This is a genomic window from Aestuariivivens sp. NBU2969 (assembly GCF_019931125.1).
Lineage (GTDB): Bacteria > Bacteroidota > Bacteroidia > Flavobacteriales > Flavobacteriaceae > Aestuariivivens > Aestuariivivens marinum.
Genome location: NZ_JAIOUU010000001.1, coordinates 99,683 through 115,718 on the forward strand (window position 1 = coordinate 99,683; position 16,036 = coordinate 115,718).

At 34.1% G+C, this 16,036-nt stretch carries 13 protein-coding genes; 10 read left to right on the plus strand and 3 right to left on the minus strand.

Translation table 11 applies throughout. The features are described 5' to 3' along the window. The first annotated feature begins 204 nt into the window (after positions 1 to 204). The 8 genes from K7G79_RS00475 (at position 205) to K7G79_RS00510 (ending at position 11,242) form a co-directional block, all read left to right on the plus strand. Positions 205 to 1,548: a microtubule-binding protein gene (locus K7G79_RS00475; RefSeq protein ID WP_223548124.1), complete on the plus strand. Its 1,344-nt coding sequence runs from the start codon at positions 205 to 207 to the stop codon at positions 1,546 to 1,548. A gap of 84 nt (positions 1,549 to 1,632) precedes the next feature. Continuing rightward, positions 1,633 to 2,691 (plus strand): hypothetical protein, encoded by a 1,059-nt coding sequence (locus tag K7G79_RS00480; RefSeq protein WP_223548126.1) that lies wholly within the window; start codon positions 1,633 to 1,635, stop codon positions 2,689 to 2,691. Between the two features lie 61 nt (positions 2,692 to 2,752). Next, positions 2,753 to 4,717: an AAA family ATPase gene (locus K7G79_RS00485; RefSeq protein WP_223548127.1), complete on the plus strand. Its 1,965-nt coding sequence runs from the start codon at positions 2,753 to 2,755 to the stop codon at positions 4,715 to 4,717. Next, the gene (locus tag K7G79_RS00490) at positions 4,707 to 5,300 is read left to right on the plus strand and encodes an NUDIX domain-containing protein (RefSeq protein ID WP_223548129.1); all 594 of its coding nucleotides are present in this window, start codon (positions 4,707 to 4,709) and stop codon (positions 5,298 to 5,300) included. The genes K7G79_RS00485 and K7G79_RS00490 overlap by 11 nt, the downstream gene beginning before the upstream one ends. 101 nt (positions 5,301 to 5,401) lie before the next feature. Beyond that, a complete protein-coding gene (locus K7G79_RS00495) occupies positions 5,402 to 6,637 on the plus strand; it encodes a DUF6638 family protein (RefSeq protein WP_223548131.1) in 1,236 nt (411 codons plus the stop codon). Positions 6,638 to 6,695: 58 nt separating this feature from the next. Next, a complete protein-coding gene (locus K7G79_RS00500) occupies positions 6,696 to 7,211 on the plus strand; it encodes a stage II sporulation protein M (protein WP_223548133.1) in 516 nt (171 codons plus the stop codon). A gap of 90 nt (positions 7,212 to 7,301) precedes the next feature. Beyond that, positions 7,302 to 8,993 carry a hypothetical protein gene (locus K7G79_RS00505; protein ID WP_223548134.1) on the plus strand — a complete coding sequence of 564 codons (1,692 nt, stop codon included), beginning with the start codon at positions 7,302 to 7,304 and terminating at the stop codon, positions 8,991 to 8,993. 83 nt (positions 8,994 to 9,076) lie between these two features. Beyond that, positions 9,077 to 11,242, plus strand: a complete 2,166-nt coding sequence (locus tag K7G79_RS00510) for a S9 family peptidase (protein ID WP_223548135.1) — start codon at positions 9,077 to 9,079, stop codon at positions 11,240 to 11,242. 81 nt (positions 11,243 to 11,323) lie between these two features. On the opposite strand, the gene K7G79_RS00515 is transcribed toward K7G79_RS00510, so the two are convergent. After that, positions 11,324 to 12,556: an ATP-binding cassette domain-containing protein gene (locus K7G79_RS00515; protein ID WP_223548136.1), complete on the minus strand. Its 1,233-nt coding sequence runs from the start codon at positions 12,554 to 12,556 to the stop codon at positions 11,324 to 11,326. Between the two features lie 26 nt (positions 12,557 to 12,582). Next, a complete protein-coding gene (locus K7G79_RS00520; protein WP_223548137.1) occupies positions 12,583 to 13,602 on the minus strand; it encodes a formimidoylglutamase in 1,020 nt (339 codons plus the stop codon). Positions 13,603 to 13,707: 105 nt separating this feature from the next. On the opposite strand from K7G79_RS00520, the gene K7G79_RS00525 reads away from it, so the two are divergent. Further along, on the plus strand, positions 13,708 to 14,589 hold the full coding sequence (locus K7G79_RS00525) for a chromosome partitioning protein ParA (RefSeq protein WP_223548138.1): 882 nt from the start codon (positions 13,708 to 13,710) through the stop codon (positions 14,587 to 14,589). A gap of 119 nt (positions 14,590 to 14,708) precedes the next feature. Next, complete coding sequence (locus K7G79_RS00530) at positions 14,709 to 15,380, plus strand: Crp/Fnr family transcriptional regulator (protein ID WP_223548139.1); 672 nt, start codon at positions 14,709 to 14,711, stop codon at positions 15,378 to 15,380. Positions 15,381 to 15,420: 40 nt separating this feature from the next. Here the strand turns inward: K7G79_RS00530 and K7G79_RS00535 are convergent, their stop codons facing one another. Beyond that, entirely contained in the window at positions 15,421 to 16,008 is a 588-nt protein-coding gene (locus tag K7G79_RS00535) for a superoxide dismutase family protein (RefSeq protein WP_223548140.1), read from the minus strand. Positions 16,009 to 16,036: the final 28 nt, after the last annotated feature.

Consider the following 16,036-nt stretch of genomic DNA (forward strand, 5'->3'; position numbering starts at 1 on the left):
TGATTTCTACACCTATTGTCCAACAAATTACCCAAAATTGACAAGGAAGTGTAACGTTTGCTTAACTAAGTGTACGTATAGTATAGAGCAACATATTTTTGAAATAAAAATCTAAAACTTACTATCCTTTTACTTTTAGAAATGGTTTTTTTTATAGAAATTGCTTGTTAATAAATTTGTTCAACCTAAAACACAAACCACACTATGTCTGATGATTTTGATTTATTAGAAACCTCTTCCAATGATAAAACAGAGAAAGTAGATGTTAACTGGGGTAAGGCTATTGATACCATGAAATCTAAGTTATCTCAAGAAGATGATCCTGAAGTACGTCAAAAAATATTAAATGCCACATTAGATGATGTAGTACATATGGCAGAAAAGGACAGAACAACGCTTCTGGATGCTATTAAGGATTTAACTGATTATCAGGATGAAGTAGGTATTATTTTTGAAAAATTCTCCTCACTAAATGCAACAGAGCAAAAAGTGATAGATGATGCCCAAAAGGCATTGGAACGTGCACGGATTGAATTGGAAGATGCCGAAGCTAAACCAGATACATGGTGGAACAATTTATGGGGCCGTAAGGGTAAAATAAAAAAGGCTCAGGAATCTCTTAAAGAAGCCGAAAAAATACGTGCAGCGGCAGACAACAAGGCTAAAGCCATGTTTCAAGAACGAATAGAAAAAGCCGATGTTCAAACTCTTTTAAGCGAGCTGTCCTATAAATCACAGGCAGCAGTAACACGTTTAAAAGATCGAGAGGTAGAGATTAAAGAGGTAGAGGATAAGTTACAGGATGCTATAGTTGAGGCCACAAAAAACCACACAAAAGCTCTTGAAAAAAAGAAAGAAGTAGAATCGAAGCTAGAAGAACAATATGCCTTATTGAAACAGGCACGCCAGGAATTGGAAGATATTGTAGATAAGCAGTCTGCAGAATATGCCCAAGCCATTGGTAAAGTAACTGAACTTGAGCAGAAAGTAGAAGAACTTGAAGGTTTAAAAAACGCGTATACTACGTTGGCAGCCAGTAAAGACAGTTTTGTACATAAGCATAATTTAACCATTAAAGTATTAACATCTTTACGTAGTAATTTGCAAACACATCGTGCCAAATTAAAAAGTGATACAGAAGAACGTCTAAAATATTACGATGGCTATGTTGTGGCTTTAAAAGCAAGAACAGATCAAGAGTTTGCAGCTATTTTAGAGCATTTAGGCGTTAAAACCGATGAGCATATTGGTGAAACCTTAGCAGCTATGCATACAGCCAGCGCCAAAGCCCGCCAGGATATGATGGATAACATACCAGTTCATGAAAAAGTGATGCAAGGTGTTTATAGTAGTTATGCTGAGGCAGTACAGGAAATTCGTGCGAAGGATAGTGAAATTCAAAAGAATTTCGCTGAGCGTTACGGTATCGATATGAAAGAACTTTTTGAAGATTACTATAATGCCGATGTTAATAAACCCTCAGGAGGAGAAGGTGAACCAAATGAAAATCCTAAACCAGAAATAGGAGAAGACGATTTATTGTCATAAATACTTTACTTGGATGTCTCAAAGACATTTCACATTATTTAAATCTACAATTATTAACTATTTATTTTAATTGTTAATTAATACATGTCCATAAACCACATCGTTACACCCTTAGATTCAGCTATATTGGATTCTAAACAGCAATATGTTTTTTATCATAAGATGATAGATTTTGCTCTAAAAGAATTGATTGTTGTTGTTCAAAGGCAAAACTTATGTAACCAGGATGAGGTGCTGTTGTTCAAGCAGTATTGTGATTTGTTGTTGTATTCCATCGAAGCCATGCGCATAAAGTATATGTATGATGAAGAGGGTAATATGAAGGTTGATTTAACCGATTCGGGATTTCCTAATTATTTGGAATTTAGGTATTTGTTTAACGATTTGGGTTTGCGTGAAGACCATTTGCACAAACTTAAGCCAATAGAGACTTTAAAGGCTGAATTTTTAGATACTTTGATGCATTACAAAAAGCCTATAAAAAAGAACAAGTTGTTTCAAGCTTCGTCAATTGTATACTACACTTCGGTTAATAAGGATTATATTTTCAATCGTTTTGTACAGGGTAAAATCTTAAGGAATTCAAAAAACAATAAAACTAAGTTTTTAACAAGTTGGAGTTTTTATGATGTCTCACATAATCGTCCGTTTATTTGTTATATGTATTTTGATTATGATGGCGATATAAATGATTACAAAGGTAAAATTTATGAAGCATTAAGGAATATAGCAGATCGAGACATGAGTTTGGATACAATGGCTTATGCAATAGATAGGCGCTTACCTAAAGTATCGCCCAAATATATTAAGCGTATTGATTTGGGTCCTATTCATAATGTATTTGCAAAGGATGAGAACGAATTGACTCATGTCATTTTGGAAAGCATCGGAAAAAAAGAAATCCCATTAGAATCCTATGCTATTTCCATGAAAATTGAAGAAGTTAAATCTAAAAGTGAATTTGAAGAGGGGCATTTTTTTAGTAAGCAAACACTTCAAAAATGGGGTGAAGTTGAAGAACAATGCCATGTATTGGCACCACATAGGGTTATTCAGTTATTTTATAACAAAACTCCAGAAATTATAAATAGTCTTTCTAAACCACCTATTGAAATTAGTAGTATTGAACAGATTAAAAAGTAAAACAGTCTCATTCTCAGTTTGCTTTGCAGTAATTGCGACTTTGATTGAAAACTCATAAAAAATGGAACATAACTCAACATTTCCTATAAAGTTATCAGAACTCGATGTGCTTCGTGACGAAGCAACTTCCTATTTAAAAAGTGTACAATGGGAGCAGGGTTCTCGTGCTAAAAACAGAGATAAGAATGCTAAGGATGAATCTATTTTGCTGTATTTATCCAGAGCCAAAAATGGATCGATCGCGTTTGAAACCACATCTGTTTCCAAGACCATATTGACCTTAAAAAAACGCTTATTACCCGATTCGGTGGCCATTCCCATTTATCTAAACCAAACACTTTTTGCAGTTCAGGAGGGAATAATATTAGGCATTTGGATTAAGGATAGTTATTATGATGCCTCTGGGCTATCTAATTTAAATGAGAATAAAGCGGCATTAGATACTAATGGTAAGCGCGAGTTTGAGAGCAAAATGCATACTGCTACAGCATTTATGCTGTTTTCAACTGCTTATAAAATTTTAAATGATTTAAAGCCTCATGCTTCAGATGATTTAAGTGTGATGAAGCAAAAATTTGCCGGTATTCCAGAAGTGTCTTTGTTATCGCCCATTAAGGGAATTTCATGTGCTTTGTTTTATTATGAAAAGTATTTGGCGCATCCAGATATCATTATGTCCGATAAAGACGTGATTGATTTTACCGTGGTGTATTTTGAAGCGCTGATCGATGAAATTCAACTAAGAAAAAGTTCACTCGAATATACTGAAACCATTGAGGACCGTACTTATAAATTAGAAAGAAGTGAGTTTGCAATTTCAGGTTGGAACAATGTCTTCCAGGGCGCAGCTAAAAGTGTAGAATTCAATAAGATTAAATTTGAGCAGATTGTCGGTAACCGTGATGCCAAACATTTTGCAAGACGGCTAACCGAGCGTTTGTTGAGTTACGACTTTGTAACTAAGAAAAATCCATTTCAAGAATTGGGTGGTTTTATGCCTGTGTTTATGGGGTATGGTATTCCTGGAACGGGGAAGAGTATGCTTATTGCTGCTATTGCAACACGTTTAAAAGAACATTGCGACACTTTAGATATTCCATTTTTATTCCATCCCATGCCCGATACCCTCATATCGACTTTTCAAGGAGGTTCGGCTGAGAAAATGGTAGAATGGATGAAACCTTTACAGGATCCTACGAAGCTAATCTTTGCACCCATAGACGATGCCGAAAATAATTTGCAGGAACGTACCGCACAAGGTGTATCTGCAGGCGTAAAGGAAGTGATAGGTGTATTTTTGCGATATACCGAAGGGGCGTATGCTGTTAATTATGGTAACAGTTCCATAGGGTTGTTTACTAATCTTCCGGAAATGTTGGATAAAGCAGTGATTTCTAGAGTTCAAGGGCGTTTTAAAATTGATGGGGCAAAAACTAAGCACGACTTTTTGGATCAGGATTATTTATGGTGGCGAAAAATGGATGACACCATGCCTAATTTTGTAAACATGCAGGGGCCTGAAAATTATAGCTACTTGCAGGATCAAGGCTTGGCAAAAAATATGGGTGAAATTTTGAATGTAACCAATAAACCAGTCGAATCCCGTGTCCATGAGATTTATGACAAAGTAGAACAGCAATTTAAAACCAATCAGCATTTGTTCTATGCTCAGTTGTATAAAGATATGCAACAAGCCTTTCCGTTCTTTTCATCCCGTGATGTAAGGAACATTCAAAGTACTATATCCTTGCGATTAACCGATTTTGATTTGGAAGAAGATTGGTTTGAGAACCCAGAGATCTATTTTAAAAAAGATTACGACACCAAATTTAATATGCTTCAGGAATTGATGCGTGATAACATGAAAGGATTGGATTTTTCAGAAATCCGCAGACAGGAAGTCGTACGTTATTTAGACAATGTTGCCACTATCGCCGACACTGACTTTAAACGTAAGGTTGATGCTAGAGTTAATCAACTAAATATAGAAACAGAGGCCAGAAAGCAGTTTGAACATGAAAAATAAGCGAATAAAGAACATTTCCACAAAAATTGTTTCCCAGTTTTGGGGTAAGTTGGAACGTATTGATTTCGATTACTATTTTAAAAAGGGTGGCTGGAAACGTTTATCACATGAAGCTTATGGTAAGAGTGATGGGGTAGCTATTTTGTTGTATAATCCACAAACCAATAATGTTGTTCTGTCAAAACAATTTAGAATTCCTGTGTATGTTGCTGGCGTTAATCTAGGGTATTCCATCGAGGTCTGTGGTGGTGCGGTAGATAAAGGCGAATCACCAGAAGCTTGTGTTATGCGTGAAGCACAGGAAGAATTAGGGTATAAGGTTTCCAATGTCACACTTATTAGCACGGTATTTTTATCGCCAGGTATCGTTAGGGAACGGGTGTATCTTTTTATTGGTGAATATTCTGATAGAGATAAAATGCACTATGTTGGCGGTGGACTCGAAATTGAAAATGAAGAAATTGAAGTTTTGGAGCTTTCATTTAAGGAAGCGTTAAAGATGATTGATACTAATGAAATTATTGACGCTAGAACGATTATGTTGTTGCAGTATATTAAGATTAAAGAAATGATTGAAGTTTGAAACAAGAAACAAGAGCCTAGAAGCTAGTTTTTTGTGAATTCGAGGCAAAATAATTATTAAAAATAAACCATGAGATTCCTGTTTTCTCGGAAATCAAAGTAATGGACAAACTAAGAACAGCCAATTTATATAGAAGCGAATTGATTCCTGTAAGTGGAAAGTTAGTGGAGCGTTATAATAAATGCTTGCTAAAACTTGGTTTTACAGAAACAAAATTAAAATCTTTTTATATTGATGGAATTGGGTGGAGTCCTGAAATTGCAGAAGAGAAAGGAGATAACCACTATTTGAATAACGGAGAGGCCAATCCGCATGGTATTATTATTTCACCATTACAAAAGGGTAAGCCTGTCTATTCACCGTTCCATACGTTCGATAGGGATATGATAAAGTTTATTTTCACGATTCATGAAAAAAAAATAAAAGACATTACCCGCGACTGTGCTATTTGTTTAGATTTCGATCAAGGCATTGATGCCTTTTATGAACCTTTAGATGTTTTGAAATATCACACTATTTCTATAAATTTTCACTTGATTAATGGTTTGGCAAGTATTCAAAAAGAACAGATGGAATTGGTTGATACCTTTAATCGTGGCAATAATTTTATTGATGAAATCCTGCACCAACAATTATTGGACTCTGCCAAAAAATATGGCGATTTAAGACATCGCGATTTAGAGATGCATGAGTTGCAATACACTACAGACTCTTTTTATACAAAAGCTTTTGGAGGGGTTTATTTACTTCGTGATTTTATTACGCCTATTGTAGTTTTCAAAGATGAAAAATGGCATAGGGAAGCCATTAAGGATGTTAGTCATGACGTTCTAATATTTCACATTCAGCAACCTGAACTTATGGATAAGTTAAAGGACCATCTTATTATTGAGTACAATTTGGATTTGGTTGTTAAAACCGAACGTTATAAACGAATCAAAAAGTATGAATTAGCACAATGCTTGAAAGACGCACGTCATCCTATAAAAGATATTTTAAATGATCCAATACTGTATAAAAGTTATCTCAATAAATTAGATATGGAATCTCGAAAAAAGGTTATGGGTGTAGAGCGTTATTTGGAAAAGGCCGAAGTAAATAATACTTACAAGATAGCAGATATGATTGACCAAAAGCTTTTTGAAAGTTTGCACCAGCCACATTCCTCATTAGATGCCAAACATCAGGATTTAATTTGGAAGTTATTGGTTAATGTCTCGCCAAAAGATGTACTGTTTTACTATTGGTACGATAAAGAAGGATTTTACGAAAGCTTTAAAACATGGGATGAATCCTTTAAGGATTGGGCTGTTGAAACTATAAGTAACAATATTTAAAATGTTTATACTAATTTTATAAGAAGTTGCATAAACAACAACTTTAAAAATTTTAATTATGACACTAGAACTTATTATTTTTATTGCTTCTATTCTTTTTGGAGCATTTATATACTGGCGAGAATCACAGAGCAATCATTTATATCGATTTTTTAATAAATTGATGTATTCAAAAAGCCTTCAAATGAAACCTAATGACAAAATGGGGTTTGTATATAAACAAACATTCATCATGCGTTTGGTGTTTATTGGATTCCTGTTTTTAATTGGAGTTATAGTGCTTCGTTTTATAATCCCCATAGATTTGACTACTATTTCCATTTTTGTATCTATGATTGTTGGCACATTAATAGGAACGTATTTGGCTAATTTCATATTTAAATCCAGTGAAATCATTGAAGAAAAAACAGATTCTTTAGAAGATATTGTGAATGAAACTATTGAAAAAGGAAAAGATTTTATAACTGATTTAAAAACTGAAGAACCAGAGCAAGTTGAGACACCTACAGAATCACCAAAAGTTGAAGAAAAAAGTGTAAGAGATAGGTTAAAGGATAAAGGATATTTAAAGTAGTGTAAGTATACATCAATAGCATGCGTTAAGAGTATTAAATTTAACGCACCTGTCTGTAACAAGGAGATAATTGTATTAATAAAACACGAAATGATAAAGTCTTATTGGAATAAAGGAAAAAAGCAAAAAAGAATAACCATTATAGCTGCTTTACTATTACTCATTGCATTATTTGTTTTGCGCGACGATTACCAACCAGCTTTACTGTTTGTTAGAAAATATATTTTTATCGTTCTTTTAAGTCTTCTAGTTGTATTTTTAGGCATTAGGAAATTTAGACGAACTGTAAGCGTATTTAAAAGGTTTGTCACTTTAGGGACTTTGGTGCTCTTTTTTGGGGGTTTTTATCTTTTGGGATGGCATTTTAAGATGTACAACTATATGAGGACCTTTAACGTATTTAATAACCTTAATAAAATTGAAATATACGAATTGCCATTAACTCAAAACGAACGTATTCAACCTTTGCGGAATATTTTTTCAATGGCCAATGAAAGCGTGGGAGAAACTAAGGACGTGTCGTTACCCCATTTAGTTAGAATAGGTAATGAAAATAAATGGACCATGGCCATACAGCCCACTGAAAAATATGTTTGGCAGGGGATGACAGATAATACTGAAGAAGTCTTTGCTGTGTCTAGTACTACACCTTTTCCAAGGTTTTCAAACGAAAACAGAATTCCAGTAACCTTTTCTATTGGGGAATCCTTAAAATTTAGTAGAAATACTTATAACGCTGTTGTACAACGCTTTAATTTTTTTCAGCTTTTTACACTAGAACCAAGTGATACCTACTATATGAAGAGTGATGAGGGAAAATGGGTGGAAGTTGTAAGTTTAATCAAATGGAAAGGTTTTTTATTTCCATATCCAACATTTGGAGGTGTTATGGTAATTGATAGTGGAAAACATGATTTTGGTGATTATATTGAACGTATATTAATAGGAAAGGGCACTTATATTCCCCCCAACGAGATGAAAAATTATTCCTATCTCACACGTCAGAATACTTTATCAGAAAAAGTATCTCAACTTCAAGCTGAATCTTTAAAATTTTTGGGCGGATTTAGTGATCCATTACCTTGGAATATGGAAACGGCTGTAAAAATTCCAGAAATGCCCAAAGATCAAAATCAACAGCCTTATGTTACAGATTTCGATTTTTCTACCACTGATGTTGATGCTTACAGTGGCTTGTATCATTGGTTTGGACTGGAACCAGTAGGCGATGAGCGTACCAGTTTAAGTTTTAGTGTTTTTGTGCCAGCCGATGGTACAAATAAATTCTATTATTATGACCATGCAGCTAAAAAACAAGGCTATGCAGGAGTTTCGGCTATGCCGTTAAAGGTACAGGAATCACGAAAAGAATATGATTGGACGGCTAATACTCCCGTAGAATTTAGACCTTATATCAAGGATATTGCAGGTAAAAAGCGGCTCTTTTTTATGGGAACCATATCTTCTATAAGCGATAGAAATGCCCAACAATTTGATGGTTCTGCCACACCCGATTTGGTATTGATTGATAGTGAATACCGTGATGTGGTTTGGATAGATGTAAAACATCCAAGCCAATGGGACAAAACGGTTTATGACCAATTAAACGAAGCTTGGCGATCCAGTGAAGGTATTGGGTATTATTTTACCGAAATCATAAGGGAAATAGAAGTTGCCCCATCGGTTGAGGACACTATGAGTGTTCCAATAGTTGATGAAAAGACGATGGAAATAAGACGTCTTCAAAGACAGATAGATTCTTTAAAAGCGATTGATAATTAAACTGTTAATTCCTGATTTGTACCATCTTATTTTAACTAAATTTTGTTTCTTTATAGCAAACAACTAAAACAAGTCAATATCCAATGAAAACTTTTATGTATACGATTTTTGCCATAGTTTTATTACTTTCTTCTTGTAAGCAAAGTGAGCCTCCAAAACCTTATCTTTCTATGGAAACTCCTGTAGCTAAAAAAAGTCCAAAGGAGCTGACCTTTCATAATGACACCCGTATTGACAATTATTTTTGGATGCGTTTAAGCGACGAGCAAAAAAATGCCGATACTCCAGACTCACAAACCCAAGATGTGCTGGACTATTTAAATGCCGAAAACGACTATTTAAATAAGGCTATGGAACACACCGTTAGCTTTCAGGATAAATTGTATAAAGAAATTGTGGCGCGTATAAAAGAAGATGACCAGTCTGTACCTGTAAGCGATAATGGTTATTCTTATTATATGAAGTTTGAAAAAGGCGGTGATTATGCCCTGTATTGCCGAAAAAAATTAGAAAATGGTGCTAAGGAAGAAATCATGCTCAATGGGCCAAAAATGGCTAAGGGTCATGCATACTATGGCTTTGGAAGTCGTTCTGTGAGTACAGACAATAAATTACTTGCTTTTGGCATCGATACGGTATCTAGGCGCCAATACACTATCTATTTTAAAAATTTAGAAACAGGGGAACTACTTTCTGATAAGCTCAGTAATACCGCAGGAAGCGCAGCATGGGCAAATGATGGTAAAACGGTATTTTATACCACTAAAGATCCACAAACACTTCGGCAAAATAAAATTGTTAGGCATGTAATAGGTACAAATCAATCAGAAGATGTTGTGGTTTACGAGGAAAAAGATGATACTTTTAGATGTTTTGTTAGTAAAACAAAGTCTGATGCTTATCTGGTAATTGCTAGTATTCAAACCTTATCGACAGAATTTAGGGTTTTGGATGCCAATACTCCTAGCGGGGATTGGCTTGTAATTCAACCTAGGGAGAAAAATTTGGAATATTCTATAGACCACTATGAAGATCATTTTTATATTCGTACAAATCTTAATGCCAAAAATTTTAAATTGGTAAAAACTCCTGTCAGTAAAACCGAAAAAGAACATTGGATTGACGTTTTACCGCACAGGGACGATGTGTATTTTAAAGGCATGGATTTGTTTAAAAACTTTTTGGTCGCAGAAGAACGTAAAAATGGTTTACGCACCATTAGAATTATGAAGTGGGACGGCACAGATGATTATTATATTCATTTTAACGATCCCGCATATTTTGCTTCAACGACTTCTAATTTAGATTTTGATACCGATTATTTACGTTACAGTTACAGCTCATTAACTACGCCAAACAGTACTTACGAGTACAATATGACTACTAAAAAGCAAGAGATTTTAAAGCAGGAGGAAGTTGTTGATACTACTTTTGCTATAGAAAATTATACCTCAGAGCGTTTATATGCTACTGCAAAAGACGGCACAAAAATTCCAGTGTCTGTAGTTTATAAAAAAGGGATACAAAAAAATGGAAAAAACCCTTTATTGCTTTATGCCTATGGCTCTTATGGTAATAATACAGAGCCAACTTTTAACTCAACACGTTTAAGTTTACTCGACAGAGGCTTTGTTTATGCTATTGCCCATATTCGTGGCGGACAGGAAATGGGAAGGGATTGGTACGAAAACGGAAAGCTGTTAAAGAAGAAAAATACGTTTACAGATTTTATAGATGTTGCCCAGTTTTTAATCGATGAAAAATTTACAAGTAAAAATCATTTATATGCTTATGGCGGGTCCGCTGGTGGTTTATTAATGGGAGCTGTACTAAATATGGCACCAGACATGTGGAATGGAGTTGTAGCTGCGGTTCCTTTTGTTGATGTAGTTTCAACTATGCTAGACGAAACTATTCCGTTAACTACTTTTGAGTTTGACGAATGGGGTAATCCCAAAAACAAAATGTATTACGACTATATGAAATCGTATTCGCCTTACGATAATGTAGAAGCTAAAGATTACCCGAATATTTTGGTAATTACGGGCTACTGGGATAGCCAAGTGCAATACTGGGAGCCGGCTAAATGGGTTGCTAAGTTACGGGAATTAAAGACCGATAATAATTTGCTGATTATGGATTGTAATATGGAAACCGGTCATGGTGGAGCTTCCGGACGTTTTGAGCGTTACAAAAGCTTGGCGTTAACCTATGCCTTCTTGTTTGATTTAGAAGGTATTATCGAATAGTTATTGTAAGTTTACTTAAGTTAGAACTGTTTAAGTTTCTAAAACTTCCGTAAAGATATTCTTTTTATAAGATGAATGCAGTCAACCTTGAACTCTTTTTCCTGTAGACCCCATTTTATCTGGTGTCAACTGGAACATAAAGTCAGGGTTTAGTCCCAATTCCTTTCTATGGGATACGTACAAAATAGCCGTATCGCTTTCACTTGCAATTTTATTTATCAATTCTGAAAACAAAGCCACATCATTTTCGTCCAAACCTATTGAGGGCTCATCCAAAATAAGTAATGGCGGATGCTTTACCATGGCTCTTGCAATTAATACTAAACGTTTATGGCCTGAGGATAACGATAAAAAAGGACGCTTTCTTATCTCGAACATATTTAATACATCAAGCCATTGACGAACTATTTCTATTTGTTCAAATGTGGGGGTTTGGTATAAACCTACAGTGTCAAAAAATCCAGATGCAATCATATTGCCTATGGAATCCAACCTGGAAAAGCCCCTTAACAATTCGGTAGATAAATAGCCAATCTTTTTTTTAATGTCCCAGACGCTTTCACCACTTCCTTTTTTTACTCCAAAAAGCGTAACATCTTGATGATATGCCTTAATATTATCACCTGTTATAAGTGACAGCAAGGTGCTTTTACCAGAACCGTTGGGACCTAAAAGTTGCCAAAACTCTCCTTTGTTTATTTCCCATGTAATATCCTTAACAATGGTTCTATTACCATAAGCAACAGTTACATTTTTAAATTTCACTAATGGATTGAAATCGGGTAAAATTTGAAGACTAGGCTTTGGAATGGAAATAGTAAAATTCTTTTTACCAACATTCTTCAAGTCCTCTAAATCGTTAACCAAAACTAGGCTTTTGTCCTGTAGACAGTAGATGTTTTTTATAAAAGAAAGAATATCACATTTCCTATTGACTATTTGTACAATCAATGTTTGTTCACTTAATTGTTCAAGTGTATTTACTATATCTCTTTGTGATTTGGCGTCTAGGTTGTCAAAGATATTGTCAACAATAATATAATTAGGTTTATTAGAAATAATGTGAGTTAACAAGGCTTTTTTCCTTTCACCTGCAGAAGAATGCTCAAGACTGTTATTGGAAATGGTCTTAATATCAAAATGGCCATGACGCCGCTCTTCTTCTATATACTTGTTTACGGTAATTTCTGAAAACAAGCCACCTTTTAAACCCTTTACTTGAACTATACTATTACCCGAAATAATGGTATCAATAAGATCATATTTATCACTGTTATTGGAAATAAAAACTGCTACATGTGGATTTAAATTCATTGCATTTTATTTTTCAACACAAACCATTAACAGCTATTGGCCCTAATAAAATCGGTTATCAAATAAGAAATAAGTTTTCCAATTTGCGTTACTGTTTTATTCGTTGGTGCAGCTTCACATATATGTAAGTAACATACGTTTTCATGTTGTCCAAAAGTATTTAAAAATTGTCGTGTTTTATTAACGCTAAAACCGCTAGGCGTCATGGCACTGCTAGGAATATCCTGAATCGCATCACAGTCAATTTCAATCCCAAAAGGTTTGTCCTTAACATGATTTAGAGCTCTTTGTACTTCAGTTTTAAAACTTTGTTCCTTTCTAACCTCAATAGCTTCAAACGTATTAAATTTTATAAACTTGAACTTATTTAAAGATTTAAACAAATTTTCCGAAGTATAATTTTCATGAAGTCCAAACACAAAATATTTTTCTAAAAAACCTTCAGCATAGGCATAGCTAAATCCATTTCCGCTATGCCTACCTTCTTCTGGTCTAAAATCGGAATGAGCATCAAAATTTACCACATTTAATTTGTTGTTTAAAGCTAAAGATGTTCCTTTTATGTTCCCATAAGCATTATTATGACCTCCACCAATAATTATAGGTGTTTTTCCTGCCAAAACAATTTGATAGACTAAATTGGTAACATAGGCATCTATAGTTTGCACCAAAGAGCGTGCTATTTTAATATGCTTACTTTTATTTGGGTTTAACCTAGCTAATTCTTCTAACTCTTCACTAAAATCCAGATGGCCCAAGATTAAAGCTTTTTTTGGATTGGTATACGGGTTGCTCTGAATGTTTATAAGGGTTTTAAGTGTGGTTTCCCATGCCTTTGAGGTGCCTGGTTTTCCATAATTGGCAAATACGCCAACATCCTCTGGAATACCAAAAATTATATACCTAACATCCAAATCTTTAAGTTGTTCGTATATATTGGAAATGTGAGGTAGTATTTGAACATGTTCACCAAATTTGGATTCACCAGAACGTTTATTAAGTAGTTCGGCTTTTTGTTGATTATTAAATAAAATGAGTTTATCCACAAGTAACGGTTAATTAAATTTTTTACTAAATAAAAATACATCAATTATTACTTATACATTCAAGGAATAAGAATTAATATTAATAAATTTAAAAACAAAGCAATTATGGAAAGTAACAAAAGCAGTATGGGGTTAAAAGTAGCTTTAGGTATAGCTTTAGTGTTATTTTTAGGTACAGCATTTTATACAATGAATTTGTATCAAGAAAGTAATGATGCCAAAAAGCAATTAACCGAAGAAAAACAATTGGTTATGAATGATTTAAATGCCATGGCCAAGCAGTATGACGAAGCTATTAGTGAAAATGAAATCGCCAATGCCGATTTGGTTGAGGCTAGGGCGCGTATTCAAGGGTTGATAGACTCATTAAAAATCTCTGAAACTAATGTGAAAAGTTTATGGCGATACAAAAGCAAGTATTTATCCTTACAAAAGGAAATGGATGTACTATTGGCCCAAAACGATTCATTAAGAGTGGAAAACTCATATTTAGCCACATCTCTAGACAGTACAAGAGTTAGGCTTGAAGAGCGTACTATTTTTACCGATTCCCTTTTAGTCCAAAACACTGCTTTAGCTGAAGTTGTTGAAAACGCTGCAGTTCTTTCTACTGTAGGTTTAAAAGGGTTCGGAGTTATTGAAAGAACATCAGGAAAATTAATTCCAACTGAAAGGGCAAGTCGTACAGACAAAATTAGAGTTTGCTTTACTGTTGCAAGAAATGCTTTGGTACAAGCAGGAGATCAAGAATTGTATATTCAGGTTATAGACCCCAAAAACAATACCCTTGGTTTGAACGAACAGGTACAATTTGATGAAAAAACATTAAACTATAGTATTGTTAGTAAGTTTAATTATGAAAATGCCAACCTTAATATCTGCGAATTTGTTACTACCAAGAATAAGGATTTTGAAAAAGGACGTTACGTGGTTAATGTTTTTAATGAAAAAGATTTAGTATCCTCATCTGAGTTTACATTGAAATAATAACTCAATATATATAGCTTATAAAGAACCTCCTTTTTGGAGGTTTTTTTATGTCTGTCTGTTAGGTTGGACTTCTTTTACCGACTTAAAATTTTGTTAATCTTTATAAGTTAAATTCAATGAAATCACTTTGGTTTTTTGATGATGTTAATCTTTTTAAAATCTTATGCCCTCATAAGTTTAAAGCTTATAAAGCATCTCACGATTTCGATTCTTATAAAAAGAAGGATTATATTTATTTTGAAGCAGATTCTGCCAATAAAGTTTATCTTATCGAAAAAGGCAAAGTTAAGATTGGTTATTATAATGAAGATGGAACAGAGGTAGTAAAAGCTATACTAACACGAGGAGATTTGTTTGGAGAAACAGCTATTTTGGGTGAGTCCAAACGAGAAGAATTTGCTCAATCGATAGACAATTTAACCAGTATTTGTCCTGTAGGAGTTGATACAATACTAGACCTAATGCGCAGTAATCAAAGCTTTAGTTTTAAAATATATAAAATTATCGGTTTTAAACTAAAGAGATTAGAAAGGCGTTTACAGTTATTGTTGTTTAAAGATGCCAAGACCAGACTATTGGAGTTTTTAGATGAACTTTGCGCAGATTATGGATATGATTGCGAAAAAACAGGGGATAAGGTTATACATCATCCCTATACCCAAAAAGATATTGCTTGCTTAATTGGTACGTCCAGACCTACACTTAATGTTTTACTTAATGAACTCAAAGAAGAAAATATTATTGAATTTAATAGAAAGGAAATACGGATTCATAAAAAAACAGCCTAATATTTATGATTAATTAGGCTGCTATTTATTTAAAGTATAACTATTCTATAATGCCAGCACAACTAATGCGGGCACCTGCTGCACCAGATGGTTGTGAGATTAAATCGTCCTCACCTGCATGAACAATTACTGCTTTACCTAAAATATTTTTGGTATCGTCATCACATCCAATACACCATTCATCGGTTGAAAATTGGATAAGTCCGTTTCCTTTGTCGTCTGCTGTAAAATTTCCAATATCACCTTTGTGATAACCAGCTCTATCCCCCCATTTACCATGAGGTTGTGAAGTTGGGTTCCAATGTCCACCAGATGATTTTCCGTCAGTTGAGGAGCAATCAGCTGTTTCGTGTAAGTGAATAGCATGTTTGCCGGGTTCTAAACCACTCATTATGGCAGTCATGGTTACAGTACCGTTTTCCTCCTTAAAAGTAACTTGTCCACTAACATTACTCTCACTTTTGGCTTCAAGCTCTATTATTAGCTTTTTTTCTTTTTTATCACTAGTTATTTCTTTTTCAACAATTGTCTCACTTTCTACAGTTTTTTTATCTTCTTTTTTTTCTTTTTTACAACTAAAAACAAAAATTAGAGATAAAGTAGCAACTAAAATTATTGATTTTTTCATATTAATCACTTTTTTTTAATCGATTGTT

Coding starts and splice junctions, on each gene's coding strand:
- K7G79_RS00475 (WP_223548124.1), top strand. CDS start 205: ATGTCTGATGATTTTGATTTATTAGAAACCTCTTCCAATGATAAAACA.
- K7G79_RS00480 (WP_223548126.1), top strand. CDS start 1,633: ATGTCCATAAACCACATCGTTACACCCTTAGATTCAGCTATATTGGAT.
- K7G79_RS00485 (WP_223548127.1), top strand. CDS start 2,753: ATGGAACATAACTCAACATTTCCTATAAAGTTATCAGAACTCGATGTG.
- K7G79_RS00490 (WP_223548129.1), top strand. CDS start 4,707: ATGAAAAATAAGCGAATAAAGAACATTTCCACAAAAATTGTTTCCCAG.
- K7G79_RS00495 (WP_223548131.1), top strand. CDS start 5,402: ATGGACAAACTAAGAACAGCCAATTTATATAGAAGCGAATTGATTCCT.
- K7G79_RS00500 (WP_223548133.1), top strand. CDS start 6,696: ATGACACTAGAACTTATTATTTTTATTGCTTCTATTCTTTTTGGAGCA.
- K7G79_RS00505 (WP_223548134.1), top strand. CDS start 7,302: ATGATAAAGTCTTATTGGAATAAAGGAAAAAAGCAAAAAAGAATAACC.
- K7G79_RS00510 (WP_223548135.1), top strand. CDS start 9,077: ATGAAAACTTTTATGTATACGATTTTTGCCATAGTTTTATTACTTTCT.
- K7G79_RS00515 (WP_223548136.1), bottom strand. CDS start 12,556: ATGAATTTAAATCCACATGTAGCAGTTTTTATTTCCAATAACAGTGAT.
- K7G79_RS00525 (WP_223548138.1), top strand. CDS start 13,708: ATGGAAAGTAACAAAAGCAGTATGGGGTTAAAAGTAGCTTTAGGTATA.
- K7G79_RS00530 (WP_223548139.1), top strand. CDS start 14,709: ATGAAATCACTTTGGTTTTTTGATGATGTTAATCTTTTTAAAATCTTA.
- K7G79_RS00535 (WP_223548140.1), bottom strand. CDS start 16,008: ATGAAAAAATCAATAATTTTAGTTGCTACTTTATCTCTAATTTTTGTT.